Genomic DNA, 25,894 nt, shown 5'->3' with positions numbered 1-25,894 from the left:
AAGATTGGGATCAACGCGAGCATGCTGCTGACTGGTTGTTGTACCCTGAGAACACCGGCCCGTATTTAAGCATTGACGAAACCTCTCTTTCCAACGGTGAGCTCTATACAATTGTGACTAACAAAGCAGCCAGAGGCAGAAAAGGCTCATTGGTGGCTATGGTCAAAGGCACGCAAGCTAGCTTGGTCATCGAGGTTTTGAGAAAGATTCCGAAAGGTATTCGAGGTAAAGTACGGGAAGTAACGCTGGATATGGCCGCTAACATGGGGTTGATTGTCAGTCGATGTTTTCCAAAAGCTCTGAAGGTCATCGACCGCTTTCATGTGCAAAAACTTGCCTTTGATGCAGTTCAGGAAATCAGGATACAACATCGTTGGCAAGCCCTGGATCAAGAAAATCAGGCTATTGAAGCTGGCAGGCAATCTGGTTTGGTTTACCAGCCGGAAATTCTTGCCAACGGAGATACCTTAAAACAGCTGCTTGTCAGGAGTAGATATTTGCTTTTCAAGCACCATGACAAGTGGACACCTTCACAGGTTCATCGTTCCAGGCTGCTTTTCGAGCGTTACCCACTAATCGCCCAGGCTTACACGCTCGCAACAGGCTTAGGAACCGTTTTTCGGGTTTGCAAGTCCAAAGAGCAGGCGTTTAAAAGACTGGCATTGTGGTACAATGCAGTTGAAAATTGCGGCTTAGATTCCTTTAAAACCGTTGCCCGATCTATTCAAACGCATTATCTGGACATCCTTAATTTCTTCAATAACAGGAGTACCAACGCTTCGGCAGAGTCATTCAATGCGAAGATCAAGGCTTTTAGATCCTCATCCAGAGGTGTGAGGGATATTCCATTCTTCCTATTCAGGCTTACCAAACTTTATGCTTAATCTCCCCCCAGATTTTCTGCTTGATCCCTCCTCCCGCGTTTTCTTCGGCAAGCTCGCCACGACCAGATCGTATGAATCCTTTACCCAGCTGAAAAGCTCGTCGCTCGGAATACTGCCGGTGACATACACCGTATTCCAGTGCTTTTTATTCATATGATATCCAGGCCGTACGTCGGGATATTTTTCCCTCAGCTCTTCCGCCTTCTCAGGATCGCATTTCGCATTGAACTGATGCTGGGGCGTATCCAGTGGTGTGAGCAGGAACACCTTTCCCATCACTTTGAAAACCAGCGTATCCGGACCGAATGGCAGCTCTTCCGTTACGCCGGGTAATTTCAGGCAATAGTCGCGCAGTGTTTCCAGGTTCATCGTGTTAAGGCTCTGACGATCATGATAATGACACAGATCAGGAACATGATGATGGAAATGCGGTTGATCCCGTGCATCATGCGTAAATTGAACGAATCGGGGTTATTCGGGTCGCGTTTTTTAAAAACGCGGATGAAGTAGGAAAATACCTCGCCCAGTTGAAAGTATCTTTTCATTGCAGTTGTTATGCCAGAATTTCACGTTCCTCCGGTTCAATCCACCGGCCGTCCTCCCGGATCAGCTCGATCAGCTCTTCCACCGCCTTCGATGAATGCACCGATCGCTTGATCACTTCCTGTCCGCGGTATAGCGCAATTTTGTCCTTGCCCATGCCCACGTAGCCATAATCGGCGTCGGCCATTTCGCCGGGGCCGTTCACAATGCAGCCCATAATGCCGATTTTGACCCCTTTCAGATGCTCCGTATGTTTGCGGATCATGGCCGTCGTCTCCTGCAAATCGAACAGCGTGCGGCCGCAGGAAGGGCAGGAAATGTATTCCGTTTTGGACATCCGCGTCCTCGCCGCCTGCAAAATGCCGAATGCAATGCTGTTATAGGAAGCAGCCGCTTTCAATTTGTCGGAATGCCCTGTATTTTCCGCAAATTCGGGTGAAAGCAGCGTTCCGTCACCGAAACCGTCCACCAGCAAACCACCGATGTCGGTTGCGGAATACAAGGTCAGTTTATCGCCCAGGTCCGTTTTGTAGCTCCGTCGGATAATTACCGGTACCGGGTTTTTCAGTTCTGTGAGTTTGTAAAAAAAACGTCGCATTTCCGGCATCGCATGCGCATTGTGCGTGTGCAGCACGAGTACGACGTTGTTCTTTTTCGCTATCTGTTCGAGAAATGCTTCATTGAATGTATGAATGCCGCCTTCGATAAAATTCAGTTCGGCCGAAGTTTCCTCTGCTGCGCTCCATTCGGCCAGGTCAAAGAGCGGGAACTTAATATGTTTTTCGGGATGTGCCTGCCATTGCGGGTAGTCCAGGATTTCGCGCAAACCATTCGGCAACATGAAGGGCACCGGTTTCCGGCCTGTGTAGATAAAGTCCGCTCCCTGGTCGTTCATAGCCCATTTGTCGGGTACCGGCAGGAAGAAATGGCCGATGCTCTTCAAATCTTCCAGTTGTCGGACCTCGATTTTCGAATAATCGGCAATCACCCGCGGTACATTTAAATGGCCGATATTATACACCTCGCGGGTATCGCGACGTGTATATTGAAAAGGATTGATCGGACAATGGTCGATCGGCTCAATGGGGGCGTGCGGAACCCGCGCCGTATATCGCTCGATTAGTGCGCGTGCAACCGGCGCTTCCTTCTCCGGCGCTTCCGTCAACGAAACACGCACCGTGTCGCCGAGCCCGTCTTCCAGTAAAGTACCGATCCCTACGGCGGATTTAATACGCCCGTCCTCGGCTTCGCCTGCCTCGGTAACACCCAAATGCAACGGGTAGGGTTTCAGGCCTTCCTCGTCCAGCCGTTGCACCAGCAGACGGTAAGCTTCTACCATTACCTGCGTATTGCTGGATTTCATCGACAGGGCGATATTATAGTAATTGAATTCTTCACAAATCCGCAAAAATTCGAGCGCGGACTCCACCATTCCCAGCGGCGTATCGCCATACCGGCTCAAAATGCGGTCGGAAAGCGAGCCGTGGTTGGTACCAATGCGCATTGCCGTGCCATATTCCTTGCAGATTTTAACCAGCGGTATAAACTTCTCCCTGATCCTTTCCAGCTCGGCGGCATAGGAAGCATCGGTATAATCGATCACTTCGAAACGCTTGCGGTCGGCATAGTTGCCGGGATTAATGCGTACTTTTTCCACGATGCGCGCAGCCAGTTCGGCCGCATTGGGCGTAAAGTGGATGTCGGCGATCAAAGGCACCTGAATGCCCAGTTTGCGCAATCCGTTGCGGATATTTTCCAGATTCTGCGCTTCTTTCACGCTGGGCGCGGTGATGCGCACATACTCGCAGCCCGATTCCACCATCCGGATCACCTCGTCGATCGAGCCCTGTGTATCCATCGTATCCACGGTCGTCATCGACTGCACGCGGATCGGGTAATCGGAGCCCATCGGCACGCCACCGATGTTGATGGTAATCGTCCGGCGGCGTTCATAGGCCGTCAGCGACGGGCAGTAAATATTGGTTTTTTGTTCAGAAGGTGTGATCACGGTCATTGGAAAGTAATATCGGCAAAGGTCTTAAAACTAAAACACAATTGGAATGCCAATGGTGCATTTTTCAATTTTTGCGACCGTCGCTTTATCCTTCGATCCGGGTACCCTTGTCCACCGTAATGATGTAACTCTTCCCGCCTTCGCGCTCGATGGCTTCGGCCACTTCTTCCGCGTGCGTAGGCGCGTAGGCGAACATGCAGCCGCCTCCGCCTGAGCCGTTGATTTTTCCGCCCAATGCGCCCGCATTCAATGCGGCGTTCATCATGCGTTCGATTTTGGGGGTGGAGGTGCGTTTATGGTCGCGGAGATTCTGGTAATGCTTGTAGAGGAGGCTTCCGAAGTGCTTGTCGAAACCGGTACCGGCGTGGTTTTCGGCGCTATCGATCAGCAGGGCTTTGCCCTCGACGAGGATGTCGCGGTCCTCGATGTTGGCTTTCAGCAGGCTTAGCTGATCGCCCGAGAGCACCGATCTGTAATCCCCCAGCTTTTCGACCGGCGTGGTGAAAATGGAAAATGCGGGATCGTGATCGGTGACGATTTTGATTACTTCCTCCATTCCGTAGCGGCAACGGGCTATGATGCCCAGCGTGTCTTTGGGTTCCAGCGAATCGCCGAGCACGAATGTGCCGAGCCTGGGGGTTAATGTCTCTACTTTAATGACTGGCGTCGATTCGAGATAAATGACGTTGCCGATGGCCGTAGAATAGTTGTCCATCATACCACCGGGTTCGCCGAATTCGAGCACTTCCGCCGCATTTGCTATTTCTCCGAGTTCTTTTGGGGAAAAGTTAAGCGGATTGTCGCTGAGCTTGTCCAGAAAATGCGCCCATGAAACGATGAGCGCCGACGAGCTGGATGTTCCGGAATTGATGGGAATATTGCCGTGAATGGTCACTTCGAAGCCTTTCGAGAACGTCAGGCCTTTTCTCCTGACGACATTGACGGTGCTGCGGAAATAGTCGCGCGGCTTGACGTAAGGGAAGGTCGTATCGAGTGTAAATTCCTCTTTCGAGCCCAGATCGGGCAGGTTTAGTATTATTTTATTGTCATCGCGATAACTGCCTTCGACGCTAATTCTTCGCGATATGGCCGCCGCGATCACGGGGAGCCCCAGGTAATCCTGGTGTTCCCCGAAAAAGCAGATACGGCCGGGAGTTGAAATCCTCATTGAACTACCAGCTTTTCTTTTTGTGACCGATCAGGCCGAAATACAGCATATAAATGTAAAGTGGAACCAAAATCCAGTAAGCTTTCTGCGTACTTCCGATCGAGTCGGCGATGCTTCCGTACACCAAAGGTAATATGGCGCCGCCGGAAATACCCATTACGAGCAAGGCGGATGCGATTTTTGTGAATTTACCCAGGCCACTCAGTGCCAGCGGCCACAAGGCCGGCCAGATCACCGCATTGGCAAAACCCAGAATGGCAATGCAAAGTACCGAAGTAAAACCGGTCGAATTAATGGCGATTACGGTTACCACCAGGCCCAGAACGGCCGAGAACATCAAATATGCCTGCTGGGATACATACCTCGGGATCAGCACGATCCCGAGAATGTAGCCGGTCATCATACCATATAAGGTGTAGGTGCCAAACAGACGGGCCTCTTCTTCGGGAAAGCCCAGCGACACGCCATAGCTGATAATGGTATCGCCAGCAATTACCTCCGCACCCACGTAGCAGAATAATGCGAGGACACCCAGTACAAGGTTAGGAAATTGCAAAACGCTGGTTTTCTGAGCAGTAGCTTGCTGGGCTGCGACGGGCGCGTCGTCCTCTTCCTCGCTTACTTCGACAAGCCCTCTCGACATCCTGATAATGACCGCCAAAGCCACCAGAACGGCCGTCAGCACGAGATATGGCATCGCCACCTTGTCGAGCTCCGCTTTGGGATCGGTGTCGGTTGCGCCTGCCAGCAGCAGTTTACCGAAAATAACCTGACTGATAATCCCCGCCGATTTATTGGCGATACCCATGATACTGATCCGTTGCGCGGCGCTTTCACGTGGCCCCAGGATAGTAGCATAGGGGTTCGAAGCCGTTTGCAATACGGTAAGGCCGATACCTATTGTAAATAAACCCACCAGGAACAGCGGGTAGGAAGCCATCTCGGCCGCCGGGATGAATATCAGCGTTCCGAGCGCCATTACGATGAGCGCCAGCGACATACCGTTTTTAAAACCGGTCTTTTTCAAAACCATCGAACAGGGGATGGCCATTACGGTGTAGGAGATGAAAAAAGCAAATGTTACCAGGTAGGAGCTGGTATTGTCGAGCGAAAATGCTTTTTTGAAGAAGGTGATCAGTGTTCCGTTAACCCATGTGACGAAACCCATCACAAAGAATAGAATGCCGATAATGAAGAGGGGGCCCAGGTAACTGTTCTTTTTGCTCATTTAAGTCGTATTGGATTAGGTTGTCGGGTTATGTATTTGGTTTGTGATAATACTCAATATTTGTCAATCCGGGCCAGAAATCTCTCCGCCACCGGAAAATTACTGCGGTTTCCGGTGGAAATTTACATCGACATACATCAGAATGTGTTGAAACTCACCTGGGCGGATGGAAGTATATTATTTGGCCTTCTGAGCTTCGGGGCTGCAATTTACACGCAAAAGCCAAATTTTTAAATTTTTTTATTAATTAAAAGTCGACAGTGCCGACGTTTTTGCGTAACAGGAAATGGGAATGCAATGAACAATTTCCCAACTTACGACGTTTACCCATTGCAAGAGACTTCTGAGAGCGACTCACAGCATGCTCGAACCCTTAGATGTGTTGGACACAAACTTTGTAACGACATCTAAGGCCGGTTTAATTTTTAAGTGGTTTAAAATATGGTGCAAAAGGTGGCGGTGTTCCGGAAGGAGCACTTTAATGCGGCCCATCGTCTTCACAATCCGGAATGGTCGGATGAAAAGAACGAGACGGTTTTCGGAAAGTGCAACAATCCCAACTTTCACGGACACAATTATGAGCTGATCGTGCAGGTTACCGGCCCGTTGGACCCCGACACCGGCTATGTAATGGATATGAAAGTCCTCAGCACCATATTGAAGGAATCTGTCATCGACCGGTTTGACCACCGGAACCTGAATCTCGACGTTGAAGAATTCAAAACCCTCAATCCAACCGCGGAAAATATCGCGGTGGTTATCTATTCAATTATAAGACCTAAAATTCACTCAGGTCTCGACCTGAAAATCAGATTATATGAAACAGAACGGAATTTTGTCGAGTATCCGGTCCAGTGAGGCTTTGGACATTGAAGAGGTTGGTGACGATCATTTGTTTTCAGGAATAGAGACGCCCCTCCGCAAGGACGCTTTCGCGATGGAGGATGAGCTTAAAATGGAGCTGATCGAGAAGCATTTCCGTCATATCATGGAGATCATGGGTCTGGATATGACCGACGACAGTCTCAAAGGCACGCCGAAACGGGTTGCGAAAATGTATATAAAGGAGGTTTTCAGTGGCCTCGACCCGAAGAACAAACCGGCTGTCACGCTTTTCGACAATAAATACAAATACAATCAAATGCTGGTGGAGAAGGATATTTCGGTGTTCTCCAACTGCGAGCACCACTTTGTCCCTATTTATGGCAAGGCCCATGTAGCCTATATTTCGAGCGGAAAAGTGATCGGCTTATCGAAACTGAACCGGATTGTAGAATATTATTCCAAACGTCCGCAGGTGCAGGAGCGGCTTACCGTGCAAATTGCCAACGAGTTGAAGCAGGCATTGCAAACCGAGGACGTGGCGGTGGTAATCGACGCCCAGCACATGTGCGTGCAGTCGCGCGGCATACGCGATTCGGGCAGCTCGACGGTGACCGCATATTACGGCGGGAAGTTTGAAGAGGAGACGACCAAAAAGGAGTTCCTCAGCTACCTGGGGATGTAAGAATACAAGAATTGACAACATCTGACCATAAATGACAACACCTGACAAAGACTGTCAGGTGTTGTCATTTATGGTCATGTATGGCCGGGTATTGTTCGTACTTGCGATTATACGGTTGGCCCGACGCGCTCCAGGAGTGCTTTCGTGGCTTTGATGCCGTCGTATTCCGAGAGCTTGCTTCCTTCGTATTCGATGCCGGCGATGCCTTTGAAGCCGCTGGCTTTCACGATTTTCAGGATCTTGGCATAATCGGTTTCGATACAGTTGCCTTTCTCGTCGAAATCGTACGTTTTGGCACTTACACCTTTTGCATAAGGCATGAGTTCCTGTGTTCCCTGGTAACGGTCGTAGGATTCCTCGCAGCCGTTGGCCGAACGTTTGATACAGAAGTTACCGAAATCGGGCAGGGTGCCTACGTTTTTCAGATTCACCTGCTTCATCACGCCCGACAACCATTTGCCGTTTGACGAAGAACCGCCGTGGTTTTCCACGATTACATTGATGCCCGTTTTGGCGGCGAATTCACCCAGCTTACCCAGGCCGTCCACCGCAGCTTTCGCGATTTCCTCGTCGGAACCTTTACCGAATGCATTTACCCGGATGGTTTTGCAACCGAGGTATTTGGCGGCTTCCACCCATTTATAGTGGTTTTCAACGGCTTTGTTACGAACCGCGGCATCCAGCTCGCCCAGGCCGCCTTCGCCGTCGATCATGATCAGGTGGTTGGTCACACCATTGTCCTTGGCTCTTTTGAGCAGCTCGGCAAGGTAGGTTTTATCTTCTGCTTTGTCTTTGAAAAACTGGTTTACATATTCGACAATCGAGATACCGAACTCTTTTTTGGCAAGTTCGGGGAAGTCGAGGTTGGTGAGTTTTTTCGCGAAAAGAGCCTTATGCAGCGACCATTCGGCCAGTGAAATGTCAAACCAGAGTTTTTTAGCGGCCGGTTCGGCAAACAGATCCGTGAATGCAGTGGCGGCAAGCGCGGAGGCTCCGGCCTTTTTAAGGAAATCGCGACGGGAAAAGTCCATGATTGGTTAGAATTTAGATTTGATTATTATTCCTGAATATTGATTCTGGCCTCGTGGTACAGCTTCTCGTTCTTGGTGAGCTTGGCTGAGTCCCATTCGATGTCCTGCACGAAGGCATGCTGCCGGACAGGACAATCGTCGATCCTGCAAAAGTAGCAACATTGGTATATGCACGGATCGGCATGCACGAAAATTTCCGTTTCGCCTACCTGCTGCGCTTTCAGGATATTCTCGAAGTCGTGGATCGTCTCGTGCACCTTTTGCAGCTGCCAATAATAGGGCAACGTCAAATGGCAGTCGATATGCAGATCGGAGCCGTATTGCTGCGCGCGCAGGTTGTGCACGTCGATCCATTCGTCCTTTTTGTTTTCGTTCAGCGTTTGGATGACTTTTTCCAGAAGCAGGTCGTCGCTGGCGTCCATTAACCCCGCCACCGATTTTCCCACCAATTGAGAACCGCTGTATGCCAGGAAAAGCCCGAAGAATAGCGAGGCGACGCTGTCGATCCACACATAGCCGGTGAGCATGATCAGTCCCACACTTAAAATAAGTATTACGCTGCTGATGCTGTCGGACATTAGGTGCTTTCCATCGGCTACCAACGCCAGCGAGTTGGCCCTGCGACCTTCTATCAGCAGTTTATAACCGATTGCCGTATTGACCGCTATCGTAAAAAGGATAAAACCCGAACCTTCCGCGAGGTTTTGAATGGGGGCTGGATGAAGCAGCCTTTTGACGGCCTCCACGATGATGAATATCGATGCGATAATAATCAGCGCACCTTCGAAACCGGCCGAAAAAAATTCGACTTTACCGTGGCCGTAAGGGTGGTTGCGGTCTTTCGGCTGTGCGGAAAGATAGACGCTGTAAAACGCAAAACCGCTGGCGATTACATTGATAATCGATTCGAGCGCGTCGCTCAGTATGGCATTGGAAGAGGTGAGGTAGAATGCAAAAAACTTCAATCCCGTCAAGAGAATGCTGGCCACAAAAGACAGCATGATAAGACGTTGTTTGAGCTTATTTTGGTTTATTTGCATCAGAGATTCGTCAATGAGAAGTCAAAAATACTAATAAAATGCGGGTTATATCCACTGAAAATAACTGGAAAACACTATCGTCTGAAACCGTTTATGAGAACGCCTGGCTGGAACTCAGTCACCGTGACGTGATTAACCCTTCCGGCAACAAAGGCATTTACGGGCTGGTTAAATTTAAAAACCAGGCGATAGGGGTCATCCCGGTGGACAGCGACGACAATATTTACCTCGTGGGCCAGTACCGCTACGCGATCGACGAATATTCATGGGAAATCCCGGAAGGCGGCGGACCGCTCGGCACCGACCCCCTCGAGGGCGCCAAACGGGAGCTGAAAGAGGAAACCGGCCTCGTTGCCGGCAGGTGGACCAAACTCGCGCGCATTCACACCTCCAACTCGGCTACCGACGAAGAAGGTTTTCTCTACATTGCCGAAGAACTCACGCAAGACCAGGCCGAGCCCGAGGATACGGAAGACTTGCAGGTATGGAAATTGCCTTTAAGAGAAGCAGTAGACATGGTTATGCGGTCCGAAATCACCGATTCGCTTTCGGTAGCTGCCATATTGATGACTGCCAGACTGAAAGGTATTTAATATGCTGCAAGCGCTATTTTACGGGACGCTGACGGGCGTCGCATTGTGCCTTACTTTCGGGACGGTCTTTTTTTCACTGGTTCAGAACAGCGTCGATAATGGCTACCGGACCGGCATCAAAATCGCGTTCGGCGTGTTCATATGCGACATTATCTTCGTTTTCTTCGCCATTTTCGGGACGGCGCTATTACCCGACATCCCACATTTTCAGCAATGGATGGCCGGCGCCGGGGTAGTGTTCCTGACTGCGTTGGGTTTGAGCAACATCGTTAAAGGGCAGCCTCAGATCACCGAGCCGCAAACGCGTTTCGGAAACTTTCTCTATTATTTTACGACAGGCTTTTTGCTCAACGGCCTGAACCCCGTGAACTTTATCAGCTGGGTTACTATTGCCTCGTACATCCGCACGAACTTGCATTATAACCTTAACCAGGTAATCCTGTTTTTCGCCGCGAGCGTCATTGCGGTGTTTTTGGTGGAAAGCGCTATCGCTGTTTTTGCACACCGGCTCAAAAAGCTCTTTACGCCCAGGGTAGTCACCGTATTTAACAAAGTGACAGGCGTGGTTTTTATTCTCATCGCCTGTCAGATCGCTTATACCAATTTTTTGAAGTAACGCTATTCCTTGATATAACCTTCGGTTCTCAGGAAGTTTTTCCAGTCGTCGATCAGGTCTTTTTTGAACACGCGCGGGAATTTGTTTTGGCCGCCAAGCTTGCCCTTGGACTCCATCCAGTCGTAAAATGCCTGGTTGGGCAGTACGGTTACAAAAATTTCCTTCAAGGCATGCCGGCGTTCCACGGCGTAATCGTCGTTCAGTTCGGCGAGTTTCGCGTCGAGCTTTTGTTTTAATTCGTCCGTATTTACATTCGACTCCTCCGCACCTATGTACCAGTCGTGCGCGAACATCGTGCCGTGTTCGATGCCGCAAACTGTGAATTCTTTCACCGAAATACCCATTTCCTGCGAAACAAGGTCGATCGCCTTATTCATATTGTCAACCGAGAGGTGCTCGCCGCAAAGGCTCAGGAAGTGCTTCGTGCGCCCCGTGATCACGATTTCTCCCCGCGACTTGTCCACAAACCGTACGGTATCGCCGATCAGGTAACGCCAGGCCCCCGAGCACGTCGAGAGCAACAGCGCGTATTCTTTCCCGTCTTCCACCTGATCGATCATCAGCGTTTCGGGGTTATCGAGCATCACACCGTCCGAATCGAAATTTTTGGGGGTGAAGGGGATAAATTCGAAGAAGAGACCGTTATCACATACCAGTTCCATGCCTTCCGCGCCCGGGCGTGCCTGGTAAGCGATAAAGCCTTCCGAAGCTAGGTAGGTATTAATGTAGATCATCGGCTTGCCGAGCAACTTTTCGAAACCTTTGCGATAGGGTTCGAACGACACGCCCCCGTGCGCGAAAACCTGCAAGTTCGGCCAGATTTCGTGGATGTTCTTAACATTATAATGCGCGATGATCTTCTCGAAAAGCAACTGGATCCAGGCGGGTACTCCCACGACGAAACCAATGTCCCATTCGCTGGCGACGCGGGTAATCTCTTCGAGTTTCAGGCCCCAGTCGCGCTGCGCCGCGATTTTCTGGCCCGGTTTGTAGTAGGGCCGGAACCAGCGCGGGATCTGCTGGATTTGGATACCGCTCAAATCACCAGCCAGGCTCCCCGTTTCATGCGGGTTAAGATTGGTGCTGCCGCTCAGCATTAAAAAGCCTTTTTCGTACAAATCAGGCGGAAGGTCCTTGTAATGGCCCAACGACAATATCTGCCTGATACTCGTTTTCTGAATGGCTTTCGTCATCGCCTTCGTTACCGGAATCTGCTTGGAAGCGGCCTCCGACGTTCCCGAACTCAATGCATAGTATTTCACCGTGCCGGGCCAGCAAACGTCCTTTTCTCCTTCGAGCGATTTGTGCCACCATTCGTTGAATATCTTGTTATAATCGTAAATGGGCACCGTGCGTTTGTAGAGCTCGTAAAACGCGCCTCTTTCGCCGAAAAGAATACTGGAAAGCAGCTCGTCGAAGTTATATTTCTCGCCGAACTCGGTATATCGCGCCTTTGCCAGAAGTTTGGCCAGGGTTTTCTTCTGCTGCTGGTGTAAACTTGCCTTGCGGCGGTTGGCAACGATGTTGCTGAAATGGATGCCTTTCTTTAATAAACTGCCTACTAATGCCATAGCTGTGTTTAAATTACAAATCCCAGGTCGATAGCTTTTTCAACGCTTCATACTCTGTCAGATCATATTGACATGGCACCACCGAGATATAGTTATTATCCAGTGCCCAGACATCGGTGTCTTCTTTTTCCGTATCGAAATTGACGAACTCTCCGGCCATCCAAAGGTAGCCGCGACCGTTCGGGTCGACACGATAGTCGAATTTCTCCTGCCATTTGGCATGCGCCTGACGGCAGACCTTTACTCCTCTCAGCGCCAGGTCGGTTTTCGCAGGAATGTTCACATTCAAGGCAATGCCGTTTGGAATACCATTTTTCAAAGCTTCTTCGGTAATCGACTTGATGAAAGGCACGGCATGGCTGAAATCCGCATCTTCCCTGAAATCGCAAAGCGAAAAACCGATCGCCGGAATGCCTTCGATCGCCGCTTCGATAGCCGCCGACATGGTGCCCGAATACAGCACGCTGATCGAGCTGTTGCTGCCGTGATTGATGCCGCTCACGACGAGGTCGGGCTTGCGGTCCTGCAACACGTAGTTTTTAGCGAGTTTTACGCAGTCGGCAGGGGTGCCCGAGCATTCGTATTCTGTTACATTGTCGAAAATATGGGTGGAATAGAGTCGAAGCGGCTCCCCGATGGTAATGGCGTGGCCCATTCCGGATTGCGGGCTGTTCGGGGCGACTACGATTACTTCGCCCAGCGTTTGCATGATTTCAACCAGTGTTCGGATGCCTTTTGACGTTATTCCGTCATCATTTGTAACTAAAATGAGGGGTTTCATATATTTCTACTTATCGGGCGCCTCTCTGCTTTCGTGCCGTCGTTCTGCCCGATGAAGTAACAAGGTTTTTAAGTGAATAAATATTTACTTGCGCTTTTCAAGCTGCCAAATTTAAGCAATATGCCTTCATTCGCAACACTGCGCGCCTCTGTTGAGGACATACCCACTATCATCGCCATCCAGGAAAAAACATGGGAACCCACTTACCGTGACATCCTTAGCAAAGACCAGATCGATTATATGTTCGAAAAAATATATTCTCCCGGGTCGCTCGCCGGGCAAATGCAATCGGGTCAGCAGTTCCTGATCCTGCTGGACGGCAATCGGGCCGTCGGCTTCTCGTCGGTTTCCAGGGAAGCGCCCGGGAAGTTTAAATTACATAAAATATATGTGCTTCCCGCTACGCAGGGTACCGGCGCAGGTAAATACCTTTTGCAGGAAACTGAAAACTACGTAAAGGCCGGGGGAGGAAAGGTGCTTTCGCTGAATGTAAACCGGTACAACAAAGCGAAAGCATTCTATGAAAAAATGGGTTTCCGCGTGGTCGGCGAGCGGGATATACCCATCGGGCCCTACTGGATGAACGATTATATTCTCGAAAAAACATTGAACTGAACCGGCTAGGCCGATTCAGTTTTCAATGCCAGTTTCATTTTCCTGAGATTTTTCTTTTGGCTTTTCAGGCCTTGCATCGGGTGGTAGTGGTTGCTGTTGACCACATAATAGCCGGTGCCGTCGTAAGGCCGTTTCGCAGGATGTGTTTTGCATTCCGCGGAACATGCGCCTTCCATTTCCCAGCCGCATTTCTCGCAGATAGGCACGTGGTTGTTGCATTCGGGGTTGGCACAGTTGACCATGCGGTCGCAAGCCTCCTGGCAAATGAAGCATTTCGAAATCACCGTCGGGTTGACCTTGTTCACATCCACCGTAATGCGGTTGTCGAACACGTAGCATTTGCCGTCGAAGTTTTCCCCACCTTCTTCCAGGCCGTAACGGATAATGCCGCCGTGCAGCTGGTACACGTCTTTAAAGCCCTGGTCGAGCAGGTAGGCGCTGGCTTTTTCGCATTTGATACCGCCGGTGCAATAAGTAATGATTTTCTTGTCTTTCAAATGCGCGATTTCGTGTACATGCTCGGGCAGCTCGCGCAGGTTGTGCATGTCGAATGTGATCGCACCTTTGAACTTGCCCACTTCATGTTCGTAATCCGAACGCATATCCACCAGCACCACATCGGGGTCGTTCAGCATTTTCTTGAAATCGGCCGGTTCGAGGTGCTTGCCTGTGCGCACGAGCGGGTTCACAGGAAGGTCCGAATTTACGATTTCATCCTTCACGCGCACGTGGAGCTTCTGGAATGCAACATGGTCCGACTCCTCTACCTTGAACTGGACCCCCGCAAACCGTGCGTCGGAGCGGACGTAGTCCATATAGGCCTCGCATTGCTCGGGAGTGCCCGAAACGGTGCCGTTCAGGCCTTCGGGCGCCACGATAATGCGCCCCAGAAGGTTATTTTCGACACAAAACAGGTGATGCTCGTCGCGATAGGCATCGGGATCGGCGATGGGCGTATAATAGTAATATAGGATAACCCGGTAAGGTTTCATCGGTTGTCGATTAAATATTTCCAAAGAGAAAAGGGATATGTAACGCCGGGCGCGAGCCCTGGCTCTTTTCTCCAAATCAGCCGCAAATATACGAATAATGCAAGTTTCAGGAAAATGCCGAAAATCAGTTTTACAACTGACCGGTTATTCACCGAAATACATATTTTTGCAGGAAGGCATTCTCTTACTCAACTTATCCCCGATCTCGTATGCACATCGCTATCATTGGAAACATCGGCGCCGGTAAAACCACATTGACCCAGATGCTGGGCGACTATTTTAAATGGGAAGTGATGTACGAGGCGGTGGAAGGGAATCCCTACCTGGCCGATTTTTACCAGGACATGGAGCGATGGGCATTCAATCTGCAGATTTATTTTCTGAACAACCGTTTTGCCCAGGTTCAGAAAATCCGTGAGACGACCTATTCGACGATCGTGCAGGACCGGACCATTTATGAGGACGCCTATATTTTTGCAAGAAATCTTTACGAATCGGGCGTGCTGGTCGAGCGCGATTACAAGACTTATCTGCTGCTTTTCGAATCGATTATACGCACCGTTTCCCAGCCCGATCTGCTGATTTATCTCAAAGCGGATATTCCCAAACTGCTCTCACAGATCAAAAAACGGGGACGTGATTTCGAAGCCGATATCTCGATCGAGTATCTGACCAGTCTCAATCGTTACTACGAAGACTTCGTCAGTAGCTACGAAGATGGCAAAATCATCGAAATCGACGTGAATAACATGGATTTCGAGTCGAACCCGGCAGATTTCGAAAAGATCGTGGCATTGCTTAACAAAGAGCTGTTCTACGTGTGACGCTAGCGCATGCAGGCAATGGCTTTTTGCAGCAACTGATTCTTGCGGGAGTCGATCCTGAAAATGCGTTTGTCGTCGGGGAGGAACACTTCTATTTGTACCGTACCCTTCATTTTTTCAAGGTCTTTCGGCTCTACGGGAGAAGAAATGACGAACTCGCGCTGCCAGTTGCTGCGGTCGGTCGAGCTGATGGTCGCGTATAGCGAGAAATTGCCTTTTACCGAGGAAAACCGGATTTCGGTAAACATCAGAACATGATAAACCTGATTGAATTCGTCGTTATGGTAACTGAAAATCCGTTCCTCACCTGTTTTGAGAAGGGTAAGGTATTCTTTGGGACCCGATAGCCGGACCGAGTGGTAATGCACTTTTTTTGTGATTCGACGGGCTGATTGTCTCCCTGCACTGGGCTAAACATTCGTTTTCGCCAGGCGCCGGCATACCGGCCACACCAAGCAGGAAAGCAAATCTCATGCAGAGCGCGTAATTCAAAATTTTATGATTTTCGGGGTTATTCAAACGATTGTAAAGATAATCGCCGCATTTGTAGAATCCAATAGGATAGCGGAAAACGACTACTTCGGACGCCGCTCCTCGGCCAGCTGTTTGTAAACTTCCCCCAGCTCGTCTTTCAGTTCACGTATCCGGGATTCCAGCTTTTCCAGCTCGCTTTTGTGCACGAAATCTTTGAGGTATACGATCTTTTCAGGCCCGCCCTCGTAGCCGAAAAGCCAGTTGGGATGGATGCCGAGTTCGTTGATCAATATCCCTACGGCATCGGAAGTGAATTTTTGGTCTCCGGAGAGGACTTTTGAGATTTTCGATGGAGATAGGCGCACGATTTCAGCGAGTTCGCTGGTATTCAAATGGTGTGCTTTCATGATTGCCGCTATTCTTGCAACTTCTATCATTGCCGTCAGTTCTTTGTGATACGACACCGACCGGATTTTCAGAACCGGTTGCCGTCATATGTACAATGTGTCCAGATTAAGCGCTCGTTTGTAAATATAACAAAACAGAAGCAATTCGCAGCGGACGCGGCGGAAAGCTGAAAGCCGGGCTGTTAAGGCTTAAGGGAGGGTAGCGACAGACATAAAAAAAGTGCGCTGGTTACTCCGAGCGCACTTTTTTACATTGTGACCAGAAGGAGAGTCGAACTCCTTACAGGTTTTTATAATGTGCTGTATATGAGATAGTTAATAAATCGAGTATATGAGTTTTTGGATGCTTTTCGTGTGTCTAGTGTCCCGAAATTGTCCCGGACGAAAATAGTGCGTAATTTTTTACCTGGCTGGCGCGTCTACAATTCGGATAGCCTGCCATATCTTTCTGACTTTGGAAAGCGGGATTTCGATGCTTCCACCCATTTCTATATTGTCGGAATGTAATGTCAGTTTTCCCTTAACTGGACTGGTTTTTACCCGCTTAATAACAAAGAAGCTGCCATACACCACGGCATATACGCCGCTGTTCAAATATGGCCAATCTTCGCTAGGAACTTCTTTGCACCTGAGCTTGCACCCCTCCCAGTAATAAGGTTCCATACTGTCGCCTTCAATTTCGATCACAATTTGACCAGCATAGCTTTCGTACGGGTCAAACTTGACTACTCTAAAAGGTTTCTCTCACATGTGTTAGGCTCAATGATTCCATGAAATTTACTCTTGTTTTTGTACTGATAAAAGGTAGATTTTCATAGTTAATTGAGTCGTTTTCAATCACTTTTGCCGTGTCTGTTTCTGTCGGCTGATTGAAAATTTCGCCCTCGCCAGTTTCCCACCATGCAGGGTTGATACCCAGTTCATGAATGATTTTGTACTCGACATTGCGTCCGATTGGTCGTTTCCCATTCTCGTATTTTGCGAGGGTGCTCTGGCCGGTCAGCAATTTTGCGGCCAATTGCTCTTGATTTAGGTCAAGTGTCCTTCTTATTTCAGCAAGTCGGCTTGCTTTTACTAAATCAACTTGCTGATTGTTAGTATTTTGCATTTTTTGGCTAAGATTTACAAAAAATAAATAGGTCACATGGCTTGATAATATCATGTCATGTGACCTATTTTTACAGTGTAGATTTTACAGTGTAAAAATTACAGTGTAAAAGTAGTGAAACAACAATCGAAAATGAAGACCATTATAATGACTGAAATCAAAGAGCGACTAGTGGCAGAATTCCGGGAATTGAAGGCTCGGAAGCCCGGCAAGGAGTGGCGCCGCCTACTTAAATCCTTCAATGTTTGGCACGGCTCGGACGAAGCCGGGCACATTTGGCGAAACGCAGGCAGGGGCCTGGCGGGTAGTGAAGGTTTGCGACAACTGGTAACAGATATGAACGCGATTCTGAAATCAGAGAGGGATCGGCCAGTTGTGAGATTATCCCCAGCAGAGATTCGACAGGGGCGGGAAAGTACAATAGCTTCGAGTAGTTCAAACCTGCGAAGGCGTAAAAGAGGAATAGGAGTGGTTGCAAAGTGAGCATTAGGAGAGTTAATTTTTGTCCCACAAGAATTGACCACAAATAGCCCGCCAATGATGCAAGCCACCCCCAAAACCTTCAAAAATTTAATGCGAATTGCAAAGTAAGGCATATTTCCAGACGCTGGAAAATAATGTCCTTTCAATCAGATCAATTATCAACGTTTTTGCCCCCCTCAATTAAAACCGCAGTCAAATGGAAACTTTTACCCTTTCCGTAGTGGAATTCGTGCGTAATCCCGATTCCCAGGCCATCGGCTTTTTAGTGCTGGCCATTGCCTCCCTTATTTGTTCATGTATCCTTATCCCTCGTAAAAATGACGATCCTTATTCACTTCATCGACAGCCTAAACAGGTACGATTTGCTGGCCGCCGTTATCGGCTCCGCACTTGGTTGTTTAATTGGCTACATGCTCACGGACTTTAAAAATGCACCAATATTTCCTCAAGACTATGACCTGCCAAGTAATCATCCAGCCAGTAAAAAGAAAGGTTGTTAAAACAACAGTTTCGCCCGACTACAACCAGATCCCGGCGATAAACGACCGGATCAAATGTCCAAAATGCGGGCGTATCCAAGTGGCCAGCATTTTGCAAACATGGCCCTGGGCAATCTACATACACTACTGCAACAACTGCCAACACATTATAATAGAATCTGACTGGCAGTCAGTCAAATAACCCATTCTGCAAATGACTTTATCCGAAATTTTAGCCCTTTGGGAGGCCGGACGGCTTCCCGAGGGATCCGAACAGCTTTGCGCCTGTAAAAAGGTCATGCAAGCCGCATTTGCCGTCACCGTAGAAACATGGGCCGCTACTTCAAACCGTGTTACCGGTGCAATGCTGGGAATAGAACTGGTTACCTATGAAAAAGTTATCCGGGCTATTTCCCAGCGCCTGGCCGAGCAGCCTTTGAAAGCCCACCAGATCCCAGCCGCCACCGTTCGCCGTGGCCCTAAACAAATGTTTTACCTTGCATCCAGCGTATTATAATGGCAGAATTAAAGCAAGGAACCGAGTTACCGCAGGTAAGCTTTTTTGAACCGCGTCGGAATGGAAAACCGGGAATGTTTCCGACGAAAACCGTTACACTTGACCAGGTTATACAATGGACGCGGGAGGGAAAGTACGCCGATCAGGTGGCCGATGTACGCAAGGCCCAAAGTAAGCCTGAAAAGGACTTTTTCAAAAAGCAGCTTCCGTTTGTTACCTGGTCGGGAACATTCGCCCCGCAACGCCTGGAACAGCACCAACAAACGCATTCAGGCTATATCGTTTTCGATTTTGACCACAACCCGGACCCGCAGGCGCTGAAATTGCAACTGCAAACAGATCCCTATGTGACGATCTGCTTTATATCGCCTTCGGGCGAGGGCGTAAAGGCCGTTGTCGCAATTAAGGACAAGACAAAGCACCGGGAAACTTTCGCTGATTGCGCCTATTATTTCAACAACGTATATAGACTTACGGCAAAGGAGGAAAAGGTCGATGTGTCAGGTAGCGACCCTTCCAGGGCATGTTTCATTTCCCACGACCCGGAAATTTATTACGACCCGACAAAGAAGCTTTACGCCATCCAGAATCTGGCTCCACCAAAGCCGAAAACCGAACGCCAGCTGGCCCAGGATGCCGACGATACAGAAAAGCACGTGGCGGCCGTTGTAGAGCGCCTGGAACACCATTCGATGGACATCTGCAATGACTATGGCACCGAATGGCTCCTAATCGCTTTTTCGCTTTGTACTCTGGGTGAGAATGGCCGCCAGTACTTCCACCGAGTCAGCGCCCTGAACGCCAAATACAACGAAGCCGACGCAGACAAAAAGTTTGATAATGCTTTGCATACGTCCCGTTTCACGACGGCGAGCAAATTCTTTTCGATCTGTAAGGATTACGGCGTGGACGTGAGCCGTCCGAAGAAGGAAGCGCCCGCGAAGGCGGCAAAAGGGGACAATACGGCAGCGGGCAAAACCGACAATGTAACCGGGGGGGGATGAATCGAAAAAGGGTAAGAAGGAAAAGAAAAAGCGGGAACGTAACGAAGACGACGATTACGAGGAAGAAACCGTTTGGTACACGTTCAACGGCGGAATGAAAATCAAGGGGGGTAAATACTGGGATGATGTGGCATCTAATTTTCAGATCTACATTAAGTACCGCACCGAAGACGAGCAGGAGAACGTAACCTGGGTATTGGAGATCCGCAAGAATAACGGAGAGTCGGAATTTATGGAGGTTATCCACGACGATTTTTGCAGCGCTCGGAAGCTTAAAAATACGCTGGCCACCAAACGCCTGGGGTTCAAAATTAAGGACGGTCACTTGGACGAATTACACAGTTACCTATTCACCAAAACCAATTTCGCTACCGCTATGAAAGTAGTCCGCTACGGGTTCCACCCGGAAAGCAAGGTTTATTTCTTTGCCAACAAGGCATTGAACCTGAAAACAAACGAGATGATGGCCCCTGACAGCTTCGGCATAGTCCAGGCTAACGGGCTGCACCTTTCTATCCCACAGCAGGCAAAACAACGTCAGTTACGCTACACGCTGACTGATCAGGACATTTCGTTTGCAAAGTTTTGGAACCTGTATGCGACCTGTCATTTGTATGAAAATGCATTCGTTCCCGTCTGTTTTTACATTTTCAGCCTATTCCGGGATATTGGCCTGAAACACAAAAATTTTTCTCCGATCCTGTTTTTGAAGGGTGGCGCCGGTACTGGAAAATCTTCTATGGTTAGGATCCTGACGGCGGCATTCGGCCGGAAGCAGGAAGGCGTAAACCTCAAATCAAAGAACACGGACGCGGCCCTGGTGAAACTTATGAGCCAGACGAGTAATTCCATTATCTGGTTTGATGAATTTCACAACGAGCTGCCAAATGAAGGGCTTTTGCAGGCTGCCTACGACAACGACGGCTACCACAAGTCCACCACCGATTTTAATTCAATTGATACGGCCACCGTCGAAATTCATAGCGCACTGGCGCTGACCAGTAATTACCTGCCAGAAAATGAGATATTCTTTTCCCGTTGCGTATTTATCCCTATTTCCGATCAGAAGAAGGTAGAAACGCAAATCCGGGCCTACAATGCCCTGGGCGAGATCGAGGACGGCGGGCTGGGCCAGATGACTATCGAGCTGTTAAAACACCGCCAGGTGTTGGAGGCTAACGATAACTATGCAATTAGTTACAACCGCCTTTACAACGCGCTCAAAAACCAATTTAAGGGGCAGACCGTGCCGGAAAGGTTGTTTGCCAACATGGCCCAGATTATGGCGGCCCCGTACACTTTGCACTGCATGGGCCTGATCAATATGTTACCGTTGGAAACAACTGACGAACGCGAAATCTTGGAGGGGTTCGTAGAGATCGGCGAGAAGTTTATCACCCGCCAGTTCCGTATCCAGAATGAAAGCAAGGCTATCGCCGAGTTCTTCGAAATGATCCAAATGTTATTTGAAAGCCACCAGATACATGAGGAACTGCACTTTCGATTCCACGGAAACCAAATCATGTTGAATTTCCGGAAATTGTACAATTTGTTTTCGCAGAAGTATAGACTCACTTTTCACAAAAGCCCGCCCGATCGGGATACAATTCAGTCGGAGCTTTCTACACTGGCCGGTGTCAACGACTGGGAAGACCTTTCAAAGCCCGTCAGATTCGCAAATGACGGAAGCGGTACCAGCATTGCAAAAACAATTCCACAGCCTGGATCTTGTGTATTGGAATACAGTCTATTAACTAAAAATTTTGGGCTGAATTTGGAAAAGCGCACCGGTTCCAACAACTGATTTAAGCAAAAAAAAGCGCTAGGGATTTAAACCAAAAACTTTCTACAATTCTACAAAAGAGTATAAGTATCTGATTATCAATATGTATAGTGTATATTTTTTGTAGAAAAAGCGTAGAAAAAGTGTAGAAATGTAGAATTTGTAGAAAGTGTAGAACGAGCCGTTCTACAGTTTTAACGGATATACGTCACTCTTTTTCAGTGTGTTACAAAAAAGTGTAGGTGTAGAACGAAACAGACCCCTTAAAACTCAAAAAAAAATTTTTTTTCTAATCATGGAGAATTCACAGGAAAATACAACAATCGACGAAGTGCTGCCGGTTAACGTCGACCGCTTCTTTGTTCAGAAATTCAGCCGGTGGACGGATCCCAGCGGGCGCCTGCTAGTAGTCCTGGGTTTCTACTACGGAAGCGGGGACAAGCCAGAAACCGGGCGGAATCACCGTGAGGCCCTGGATCTGCTTTCGGTTCATGACGAGAAGGTGGAGTATGTCCAGATCAGGCGATTTGTCAACTTGGTGAACCTGGGGAAACTAACGCCGTGGGCCGATCAGGATTTTAAAGCATTTGCATAATCACTTAATTTTTAACCATAACAAGACAATGAAGCAAATTCAGATTATCGGCAACATTGGCCGCGACGCAACCCTGCACAGCAATAACGGAAATGAGTTTGTAAGGTTTTCAGTGGCCGTTTCCGAGAAGTTCAAAACCGGCAACGGTGAGACGAAAGAAAATACCGACTGGTTTTCAGTGTTCCTGACGCAAAAGAGCTTGCTACCATACCTAAAAAAGGGCACGTCAGTATTCGTACAGGGCAAATTAGGCGTACAGGTTCGCCGGAATGAGCAAACCGGCGCGCATTTCGCGGATCTCACGGTTAACGCAGAGAAAGTGCAATTGCTATCAGCTGGGAATAATGGACAGAGCAGCGGCCAACCGGCAGCCCAGCCAGCGGTTCCAGCCTCGCCAAGTGCGGAAAAGTCAGACGACGATTTACCATTTTAATGCTCAATGATGGAAGAAATTAAGCCTGGCCAGGTCTGGGAGAGCCGGAACGGCGACCGCTGGCTAATCGAGCAAATTATGCCAGATGAATGGGGCCTGACGCCGGTAAGATCTGGCGAGAGGCATTGGCAAAAAAACGGACGCTTTTGGGACGATAACATTGACCATTCTAGAGATCTGACTAGACGAATTCGTTAAAGTCAGAATTAATTAAATAAATCTGTTGTGGAGAATCGTCTGCCAATTGTTCACACTTAACAAACTAATTTAATGAGCTCAATAATACGCAAAATTGCTGACGAAATCGCGATTCATGGTTCTTACAAAAGGTATCGTGACTGGGAGGAAGAACAGTACCAAGAATACCTTACAGTGAAGCAATTATGCACAGAGCTGCGAACCGTCAAGGGAGGTCAGACGGAAGAACCGTTAAGGGACCTATTTATCATTAGTTAAATTCAATTTGTCGAAAAACTGCGGGCATTCGTCGAAATGTGTGTTTCCAGAATATTCCACTATTGCGTGTATTGGGGTAGCAATATTAACTTCACGAGTGGTCATAATTCTTAGTCTATTAAACAACTTTAAACAAATGAAAAGGAAAGAATTTTTGCGAAACCTAACTGTGATGGGGGCCGGCTTTTCGATGTTCAGCTGTGGAAAAGATGTAATCGATGGAATTGTCGGCGAAAATGAAATGGAGACCATTTCGCTTGCAGAAGCCAAGAAGTATAATACTCCCAGAAATCTGGACAGCTGCTTAAATTTCTAACTTAGTAGCTGACTATGAAAAAGGAACGTAGAAAATTCAGTGCGAGCTTCAAAGCCAAAGTGGCTATTGAAGCGATTAAAGAGGTTCAGACCGTGCAGGAATTGGCCTCCAAGTACGAGATTCATCCAACACAGATAGCTGCCTGGAAGCGAGAGTTTCTGGAAAAGGCTGAATTAGTTTTCAGTAAAGAGGCACCCACCACTGGTAATGAATCCGAAAACACAAAAGAGAAGGAATTGTATTCTAAAATCGGTGAACTTCAAGTCCAAGTCGATTTTTTAAAAAAGGTCTTGGGGAAATGAGTGTTATGGAGAAACGCGGACTTGTTTCCCCTGAGTACCCTGAGCTAAGCGTCTCGGCACAGTGCAAATTGATTGGTTTACAGCGTAGTAGCTATTACTTTAAGCCGAGAGGTCAGTCTCTGTTAAACCAGCGATTGATGAAGGCCATTGATCGCCAGTTTCTAGAGTGCCCGTTTTATGGCGTAGAACGCATGCGTGATTACCTGATCGGACTGGGATATCCTGTTGGTGTGAAGCGGGTGAGAAGACTTTATAGACTTATGAATTTGCGCACAATTTATCCCAAGCGCAATCTAAGCAAATCCAAACCAACAGATTACAAATATCCATATTTGCTGAAGGGGTTGAAGATTGAGCGCCCCAATCAGGTCTGGCAAGCCGATATATCTTATATTCCAATGTTCAGAGGATTTATGTACATGTTCGCCATTATTGACGTTTACAGCCGTCGAATTGTGGGATGGAGTATCTCCAATACAATGAGTATGGAATGGTGCCGGGAAACGCTTTTGGATACGATCCGTACACAGGGAAAGCCCGAAATATTCAATACCGACCAGGGTAGCCAATTCACAAGTCAGGGTTTTATTAAGCCGCTCTTAGAGAAAGGGATACAAATTTCTATGGACGGAAAAGGACGGGCCCTAGACAATGTTTTCATCGAAAGATTTTGGAGGTCGCTCAAACAAGAGTACATATACTTAAATCCTCCAAATGGCGGGATGGATTTGTATCGGGGAGTAAAAGCATATGTGGAATTTTACAACCGTCGACGCAAACACACAGGAACCGGGTACATTCCCGATGAATTGTTTTTCCAGATCAATGCAAAAGCATCCTAATTAAACTTAATTTCATCCGTCGGCTGTCCAGCAAACCGGGAGTATTTCAAAGTATGTTGTAAATGAATACCTTCCCAAGTTCGAAGGGCTTCGTGAGCAGGGAACTAGCGGCAAATCGTGCAAACGGAAAGTAAACCTTGAAAAGGCGAAGAAAAAGAAGGACGATAGGAACAGGGAGTTTGTTTGGGTCCCCGTTGAGTACGAAGATGAAGTGCGCCCGGGTGCATTAATTGTTGAAGAAAATGCACCCTGGAAAAAAGAACTAGCTCAATACCTTACTCAACCTGTCATCGAGGGTATGGTGGTAACTAAGGTGAAGAATAAGACCGAAGCATACTTGGTTCAACTTGCTTATAATCATAACAAAGTCAGGGAGAACGGTAAAAGGTTAGATTTATCGGAACTGGACGGAGTTATCATTAGGGCAGATTGGGATGACACCCCTTCAGAGATCATTACATTTAGAAATGGCCGTAAAATTGAGATTTATGCTCCAGAAAGCCAAAACCTAAGAACGTCTGGATGTTATGTTATCGAGTATATTTCCCAACGAGTAGAAGTATTCGTGAATCCAGATGGAACCTATCGATGGGTAGTCTATCTCCATAAATCCTACCGGTATTCTTGCAGCAACGGTGCTGCCCCTGGTACGTCAATCGGGGCAGGAGTCAGTACGAATGGTGGCCCATACTATGGTGGCACGGGCGGAGTCATGGACGGTACTGAGACAGGAACTGAAACGTATCTACGGCCAAACTACCAGATTGGCCCTGCGTTAACCAGCAATGGAAGTCAGAGAGCCTTGTTAAATGGCAGGCTTGCAGACTTTTTGTCGGCAACTGGTACAGCAGTTAGCATACTTGACTGGAGTATCCAAAAAGCTGAAGCATTAGCGAATGTAGTCGGGGCACCACTTAAAACATACTTTCCAGAAGCGGTTATTTTTGGCAAAAGGGTAGGTCTTGTAGGGGTTGTGCTCGATGGCCGGGAAGTGTTTATCGCATATAGTGACGCTGGTCTGAATTGGAACAATATGAGCACCTGGGATCAGGCTAAGGCTATTATTTGGGGAGTAGGTGCAACCGCCTTTGTGTTCGAGTTCTTTTGGCTGGGGGCGGCTGCCGCCACGGTATCAATAGGCATGGGTGTTGCAAAGGAACTACTTTGACCTTATATTCGAAGGGATTTTCATCAGTTCCGTTAAGATTAGATAAATGCGACTATTCATTGCGCTGAGAGACTTCTTTTACACTCGGGGGATAGAAAGAGGGCCGATGACAAGATTTCG

At 48.4% G+C, this 25,894-nt stretch carries 31 protein-coding genes; 17 read left to right on the top strand and 14 right to left on the bottom strand.

Annotated features, from left to right (window positions below):
- The first annotated feature begins 113 nt into the window (after positions 1–113).
- Complete coding sequence (locus tag ABV298_RS01000) at positions 114–884, top strand: transposase (RefSeq protein ID WP_353720345.1); 771 nt, start codon at positions 114–116, stop codon at positions 882–884.
- Here the strand turns inward: ABV298_RS01000 and ABV298_RS00995 are convergent.
- The 5 genes from ABV298_RS00995 to ABV298_RS00975 all read right to left on the bottom strand — a co-directional run bounded on the left by ABV298_RS00995 (position 855) and on the right by ABV298_RS00975 (position 5,837).
- Positions 855–1,253: an MmcQ/YjbR family DNA-binding protein gene (locus ABV298_RS00995; RefSeq protein ID WP_353720344.1), complete on the bottom strand. Its 399-nt coding sequence runs from the start codon at positions 1,251–1,253 to the stop codon at positions 855–857. The two genes, ABV298_RS01000 and ABV298_RS00995, sit on opposite strands and share 30 nt — an antisense overlap.
- Positions 1,250–1,429: a DUF6728 family protein gene (locus ABV298_RS00990; RefSeq protein ID WP_223408000.1), complete on the bottom strand. Its 180-nt coding sequence runs from the start codon at positions 1,427–1,429 to the stop codon at positions 1,250–1,252. The genes ABV298_RS00995 and ABV298_RS00990 overlap by 4 nt, the downstream gene beginning before the upstream one ends.
- Positions 1,430–1,437: 8 nt before the next feature.
- Positions 1,438–3,441, bottom strand: a complete 2,004-nt coding sequence (ispG, locus tag ABV298_RS00985) for a (E)-4-hydroxy-3-methylbut-2-enyl-diphosphate synthase (RefSeq protein WP_353720343.1) — start codon at positions 3,439–3,441, stop codon at positions 1,438–1,440.
- 85 nt (positions 3,442–3,526) lie between these two features.
- Entirely contained in the window at positions 3,527–4,609 is a 1,083-nt protein-coding gene (locus ABV298_RS00980; RefSeq protein ID WP_353720342.1) for a galactokinase family protein, read from the bottom strand.
- A 4-nt stretch (positions 4,610–4,613) separates the two neighbouring features.
- Complete coding sequence (locus ABV298_RS00975) at positions 4,614–5,837, bottom strand: sugar MFS transporter (RefSeq protein WP_353720341.1); 1,224 nt, start codon at positions 5,835–5,837, stop codon at positions 4,614–4,616.
- 441 nt (positions 5,838–6,278) lie between these two features.
- Here ABV298_RS00975 and ABV298_RS00970 point away from each other — a divergent pair, with 441 nt between their 5' ends.
- Both ABV298_RS00970 and folE read left to right on the top strand, forming a co-directional pair.
- On the top strand, positions 6,279–6,695 hold the full coding sequence (locus tag ABV298_RS00970; RefSeq protein ID WP_353720340.1) for a 6-carboxytetrahydropterin synthase: 417 nt from the start codon (positions 6,279–6,281) through the stop codon (positions 6,693–6,695).
- The gene (gene folE, locus ABV298_RS00965) at positions 6,655–7,344 is read left to right on the top strand and encodes a GTP cyclohydrolase I FolE (protein ID WP_353720339.1); all 690 of its coding nucleotides are present in this window, start codon (positions 6,655–6,657) and stop codon (positions 7,342–7,344) included. Before ABV298_RS00970 ends, folE begins: the two co-directional genes overlap by 41 nt.
- 107 nt (positions 7,345–7,451) lie before the next feature.
- On the opposite strand, the gene ABV298_RS00960 is transcribed toward folE, so the two are convergent.
- Both ABV298_RS00960 and ABV298_RS00955 read right to left on the bottom strand, forming a co-directional pair.
- The gene (locus ABV298_RS00960) at positions 7,452–8,375 is read right to left on the bottom strand and encodes a sugar phosphate isomerase/epimerase family protein (RefSeq protein WP_353720338.1); all 924 of its coding nucleotides are present in this window, start codon (positions 8,373–8,375) and stop codon (positions 7,452–7,454) included.
- Between the two features lie 26 nt (positions 8,376–8,401).
- The gene (locus ABV298_RS00955; protein WP_353720337.1) at positions 8,402–9,415 is read right to left on the bottom strand and encodes a cation diffusion facilitator family transporter; all 1,014 of its coding nucleotides are present in this window, start codon (positions 9,413–9,415) and stop codon (positions 8,402–8,404) included.
- A 38-nt stretch (positions 9,416–9,453) separates the two neighbouring features.
- Between ABV298_RS00955 and ABV298_RS00950 the strand changes: the two genes are divergently transcribed.
- Positions 9,454–10,008 (top strand): NUDIX hydrolase, encoded by a 555-nt coding sequence (locus ABV298_RS00950; protein WP_353720336.1) that lies wholly within the window; start codon positions 9,454–9,456, stop codon positions 10,006–10,008.
- Position 10,009: 1 nt separating this feature from the next.
- Positions 10,010–10,624: a LysE family translocator gene (locus ABV298_RS00945; protein ID WP_353720335.1), complete on the top strand. Its 615-nt coding sequence runs from the start codon at positions 10,010–10,012 to the stop codon at positions 10,622–10,624.
- A 2-nt stretch (positions 10,625–10,626) separates the two neighbouring features.
- Here ABV298_RS00945 and ABV298_RS00940 read toward each other — a convergent pair whose 3' ends face one another.
- Entirely contained in the window at positions 10,627–12,195 is a 1,569-nt protein-coding gene (locus ABV298_RS00940; RefSeq protein WP_353720334.1) for a GH3 auxin-responsive promoter family protein, read from the bottom strand.
- 13 nt (positions 12,196–12,208) lie between these two features.
- Positions 12,209–12,976, bottom strand: a complete 768-nt coding sequence (gene surE, locus ABV298_RS00935) for a 5'/3'-nucleotidase SurE (RefSeq protein WP_353720333.1) — start codon at positions 12,974–12,976, stop codon at positions 12,209–12,211.
- A gap of 120 nt (positions 12,977–13,096) precedes the next feature.
- On the opposite strand from surE, the gene ABV298_RS00930 reads away from it, so the two are divergent.
- Positions 13,097–13,591: a GNAT family N-acetyltransferase gene (locus ABV298_RS00930; protein ID WP_353720332.1), complete on the top strand. Its 495-nt coding sequence runs from the start codon at positions 13,097–13,099 to the stop codon at positions 13,589–13,591.
- A 5-nt stretch (positions 13,592–13,596) separates the two neighbouring features.
- Here the strand turns inward: ABV298_RS00930 and ABV298_RS00925 are convergent, their stop codons facing one another.
- Positions 13,597–14,583 (bottom strand): rhodanese-related sulfurtransferase, encoded by a 987-nt coding sequence (locus ABV298_RS00925; protein ID WP_353720331.1) that lies wholly within the window; start codon positions 14,581–14,583, stop codon positions 13,597–13,599.
- 209 nt (positions 14,584–14,792) lie between these two features.
- Here ABV298_RS00925 and ABV298_RS00920 point away from each other — a divergent pair, with 209 nt between their 5' ends.
- A complete protein-coding gene (locus ABV298_RS00920; RefSeq protein ID WP_353720330.1) occupies positions 14,793–15,407 on the top strand; it encodes a deoxynucleoside kinase in 615 nt (204 codons plus the stop codon).
- Positions 15,408–15,409: 2 nt separating this feature from the next.
- On the opposite strand, the gene ABV298_RS00915 is transcribed toward ABV298_RS00920, so the two are convergent.
- The 4 genes from ABV298_RS00915 to ABV298_RS00900 all read right to left on the bottom strand — a co-directional run bounded on the left by ABV298_RS00915 (position 15,410) and on the right by ABV298_RS00900 (position 17,396).
- Complete coding sequence (locus ABV298_RS00915; protein WP_353720329.1) at positions 15,410–15,775, bottom strand: hypothetical protein; 366 nt, start codon at positions 15,773–15,775, stop codon at positions 15,410–15,412.
- 207 nt (positions 15,776–15,982) lie between these two features.
- Positions 15,983–16,318 carry a helix-turn-helix transcriptional regulator gene (locus ABV298_RS00910; protein ID WP_353720328.1) on the bottom strand — a complete coding sequence of 112 codons (336 nt, stop codon included), beginning with the start codon at positions 16,316–16,318 and terminating at the stop codon, positions 15,983–15,985.
- 372 nt (positions 16,319–16,690) lie between these two features.
- The gene (locus tag ABV298_RS00905) at positions 16,691–16,975 is read right to left on the bottom strand and encodes a S24 family peptidase (protein ID WP_353720327.1); all 285 of its coding nucleotides are present in this window, start codon (positions 16,973–16,975) and stop codon (positions 16,691–16,693) included.
- 43 nt (positions 16,976–17,018) lie between these two features.
- A complete protein-coding gene (locus ABV298_RS00900; protein WP_353720326.1) occupies positions 17,019–17,396 on the bottom strand; it encodes a helix-turn-helix transcriptional regulator in 378 nt (125 codons plus the stop codon).
- Positions 17,397–18,196: 800 nt separating this feature from the next.
- On the opposite strand from ABV298_RS00900, the gene ABV298_RS00895 reads away from it, so the two are divergent.
- From ABV298_RS00895 to ABV298_RS00850, 10 genes are all read left to right on the top strand, one after another.
- The gene (locus ABV298_RS00895; protein WP_353720325.1) at positions 18,197–18,379 is read left to right on the top strand and encodes a hypothetical protein; all 183 of its coding nucleotides are present in this window, start codon (positions 18,197–18,199) and stop codon (positions 18,377–18,379) included.
- A 193-nt stretch (positions 18,380–18,572) separates the two neighbouring features.
- A complete protein-coding gene (locus ABV298_RS00890) occupies positions 18,573–18,875 on the top strand; it encodes a hypothetical protein (RefSeq protein ID WP_353720324.1) in 303 nt (100 codons plus the stop codon).
- Positions 18,876–18,949: 74 nt separating this feature from the next.
- Entirely contained in the window at positions 18,950–19,879 is a 930-nt protein-coding gene (locus tag ABV298_RS00885; protein WP_353720323.1) for a BT4734/BF3469 family protein, read from the top strand.
- A 94-nt stretch (positions 19,880–19,973) separates the two neighbouring features.
- Positions 19,974–21,683: a hypothetical protein gene (locus ABV298_RS00880; RefSeq protein WP_353720322.1), complete on the top strand. Its 1,710-nt coding sequence runs from the start codon at positions 19,974–19,976 to the stop codon at positions 21,681–21,683.
- 274 nt (positions 21,684–21,957) lie between these two features.
- Positions 21,958–22,257, top strand: a complete 300-nt coding sequence (locus tag ABV298_RS00875; protein WP_353720321.1) for a hypothetical protein — start codon at positions 21,958–21,960, stop codon at positions 22,255–22,257.
- A gap of 28 nt (positions 22,258–22,285) precedes the next feature.
- The gene (gene ssb, locus ABV298_RS00870; protein ID WP_353720320.1) at positions 22,286–22,690 is read left to right on the top strand and encodes a single-stranded DNA-binding protein; all 405 of its coding nucleotides are present in this window, start codon (positions 22,286–22,288) and stop codon (positions 22,688–22,690) included.
- Positions 22,691–23,282: 592 nt separating this feature from the next.
- Positions 23,283–23,462 (top strand): hypothetical protein, encoded by a 180-nt coding sequence (locus tag ABV298_RS00865; RefSeq protein ID WP_353720319.1) that lies wholly within the window; start codon positions 23,283–23,285, stop codon positions 23,460–23,462.
- A gap of 14 nt (positions 23,463–23,476) precedes the next feature.
- Positions 23,477–23,764 (top strand): transposase, encoded by a 288-nt coding sequence (locus ABV298_RS00860; protein ID WP_353718731.1) that lies wholly within the window; start codon positions 23,477–23,479, stop codon positions 23,762–23,764.
- Positions 23,761–24,606, top strand: a complete 846-nt coding sequence (locus ABV298_RS00855) for an IS3 family transposase (protein WP_353719349.1) — start codon at positions 23,761–23,763, stop codon at positions 24,604–24,606. Before ABV298_RS00860 ends, ABV298_RS00855 begins: the two co-directional genes overlap by 4 nt.
- Before the next feature lie 211 nt (positions 24,607–24,817).
- Positions 24,818–25,774, top strand: a complete 957-nt coding sequence (locus tag ABV298_RS00850; RefSeq protein WP_353720318.1) for a hypothetical protein — start codon at positions 24,818–24,820, stop codon at positions 25,772–25,774.
- Positions 25,775–25,894: the final 120 nt, after the last annotated feature.

This window comes from Dyadobacter sp. 676, assembly GCF_040448675.1.
Classification (GTDB): domain Bacteria; phylum Bacteroidota; class Bacteroidia; order Cytophagales; family Spirosomataceae; genus Dyadobacter.
Note: the sequence above shows the minus strand (reverse complement) of the source record. Positions and strands in the feature narration are given on the sequence as shown.

What these genes read in the sequence shown, in the direction of transcription:
- ABV298_RS00995 (WP_353720344.1), bottom strand. Translation starts at nt 1,253, where the DNA reads ATGAACCTGGAAACACTGCGCGACTATTGCCTGAAATTACCCGGCGTA.
- ABV298_RS00990 (WP_223408000.1), bottom strand. Translation starts at nt 1,429, where the DNA reads ATGAAAAGATACTTTCAACTGGGCGAGGTATTTTCCTACTTCATCCGC.
- ispG (WP_353720343.1), bottom strand. Translation starts at nt 3,441, where the DNA reads ATGACCGTGATCACACCTTCTGAACAAAAAACCAATATTTACTGCCCG.
- ABV298_RS00980 (WP_353720342.1), bottom strand. Translation starts at nt 4,609, where the DNA reads ATGAGGATTTCAACTCCCGGCCGTATCTGCTTTTTCGGGGAACACCAG.
- ABV298_RS00975 (WP_353720341.1), bottom strand. Translation starts at nt 5,837, where the DNA reads ATGAGCAAAAAGAACAGTTACCTGGGCCCCCTCTTCATTATCGGCATT.
- ABV298_RS00970 (WP_353720340.1), top strand. Translation starts at nt 6,279, where the DNA reads ATGGTGCAAAAGGTGGCGGTGTTCCGGAAGGAGCACTTTAATGCGGCC.
- folE (WP_353720339.1), top strand. Translation starts at nt 6,655, where the DNA reads ATGAAACAGAACGGAATTTTGTCGAGTATCCGGTCCAGTGAGGCTTTG.
- ABV298_RS00960 (WP_353720338.1), bottom strand. Translation starts at nt 8,375, where the DNA reads ATGGACTTTTCCCGTCGCGATTTCCTTAAAAAGGCCGGAGCCTCCGCG.
- ABV298_RS00955 (WP_353720337.1), bottom strand. Translation starts at nt 9,415, where the DNA reads ATGCAAATAAACCAAAATAAGCTCAAACAACGTCTTATCATGCTGTCT.
- ABV298_RS00950 (WP_353720336.1), top strand. Translation starts at nt 9,454, where the DNA reads ATGCGGGTTATATCCACTGAAAATAACTGGAAAACACTATCGTCTGAA.
- ABV298_RS00945 (WP_353720335.1), top strand. Translation starts at nt 10,010, where the DNA reads ATGCTGCAAGCGCTATTTTACGGGACGCTGACGGGCGTCGCATTGTGC.
- ABV298_RS00940 (WP_353720334.1), bottom strand. Translation starts at nt 12,195, where the DNA reads ATGGCATTAGTAGGCAGTTTATTAAAGAAAGGCATCCATTTCAGCAAC.
- surE (WP_353720333.1), bottom strand. Translation starts at nt 12,976, where the DNA reads ATGAAACCCCTCATTTTAGTTACAAATGATGACGGAATAACGTCAAAA.
- ABV298_RS00930 (WP_353720332.1), top strand. Translation starts at nt 13,097, where the DNA reads ATGCCTTCATTCGCAACACTGCGCGCCTCTGTTGAGGACATACCCACT.
- ABV298_RS00925 (WP_353720331.1), bottom strand. Translation starts at nt 14,583, where the DNA reads ATGAAACCTTACCGGGTTATCCTATATTACTATTATACGCCCATCGCC.
- ABV298_RS00920 (WP_353720330.1), top strand. Translation starts at nt 14,793, where the DNA reads ATGCACATCGCTATCATTGGAAACATCGGCGCCGGTAAAACCACATTG.
- ABV298_RS00910 (WP_353720328.1), bottom strand. Translation starts at nt 16,318, where the DNA reads ATGATAGAAGTTGCAAGAATAGCGGCAATCATGAAAGCACACCATTTG.
- ABV298_RS00900 (WP_353720326.1), bottom strand. Translation starts at nt 17,396, where the DNA reads ATGCAAAATACTAACAATCAGCAAGTTGATTTAGTAAAAGCAAGCCGA.
- ABV298_RS00895 (WP_353720325.1), top strand. Translation starts at nt 18,197, where the DNA reads ATGACGATCCTTATTCACTTCATCGACAGCCTAAACAGGTACGATTTG.
- ABV298_RS00890 (WP_353720324.1), top strand. Translation starts at nt 18,573, where the DNA reads ATGACTTTATCCGAAATTTTAGCCCTTTGGGAGGCCGGACGGCTTCCC.
- ABV298_RS00885 (WP_353720323.1), top strand. Translation starts at nt 18,950, where the DNA reads ATGTTTCCGACGAAAACCGTTACACTTGACCAGGTTATACAATGGACG.
- ABV298_RS00880 (WP_353720322.1), top strand. Translation starts at nt 19,974, where the DNA reads ATGAAAATCAAGGGGGGTAAATACTGGGATGATGTGGCATCTAATTTT.
- ABV298_RS00875 (WP_353720321.1), top strand. Translation starts at nt 21,958, where the DNA reads ATGGAGAATTCACAGGAAAATACAACAATCGACGAAGTGCTGCCGGTT.
- ssb (WP_353720320.1), top strand. Translation starts at nt 22,286, where the DNA reads ATGAAGCAAATTCAGATTATCGGCAACATTGGCCGCGACGCAACCCTG.
- ABV298_RS00865 (WP_353720319.1), top strand. Translation starts at nt 23,283, where the DNA reads ATGAAAAGGAAAGAATTTTTGCGAAACCTAACTGTGATGGGGGCCGGC.
- ABV298_RS00860 (WP_353718731.1), top strand. Translation starts at nt 23,477, where the DNA reads ATGAAAAAGGAACGTAGAAAATTCAGTGCGAGCTTCAAAGCCAAAGTG.
- ABV298_RS00855 (WP_353719349.1), top strand. Translation starts at nt 23,761, where the DNA reads ATGAGTGTTATGGAGAAACGCGGACTTGTTTCCCCTGAGTACCCTGAG.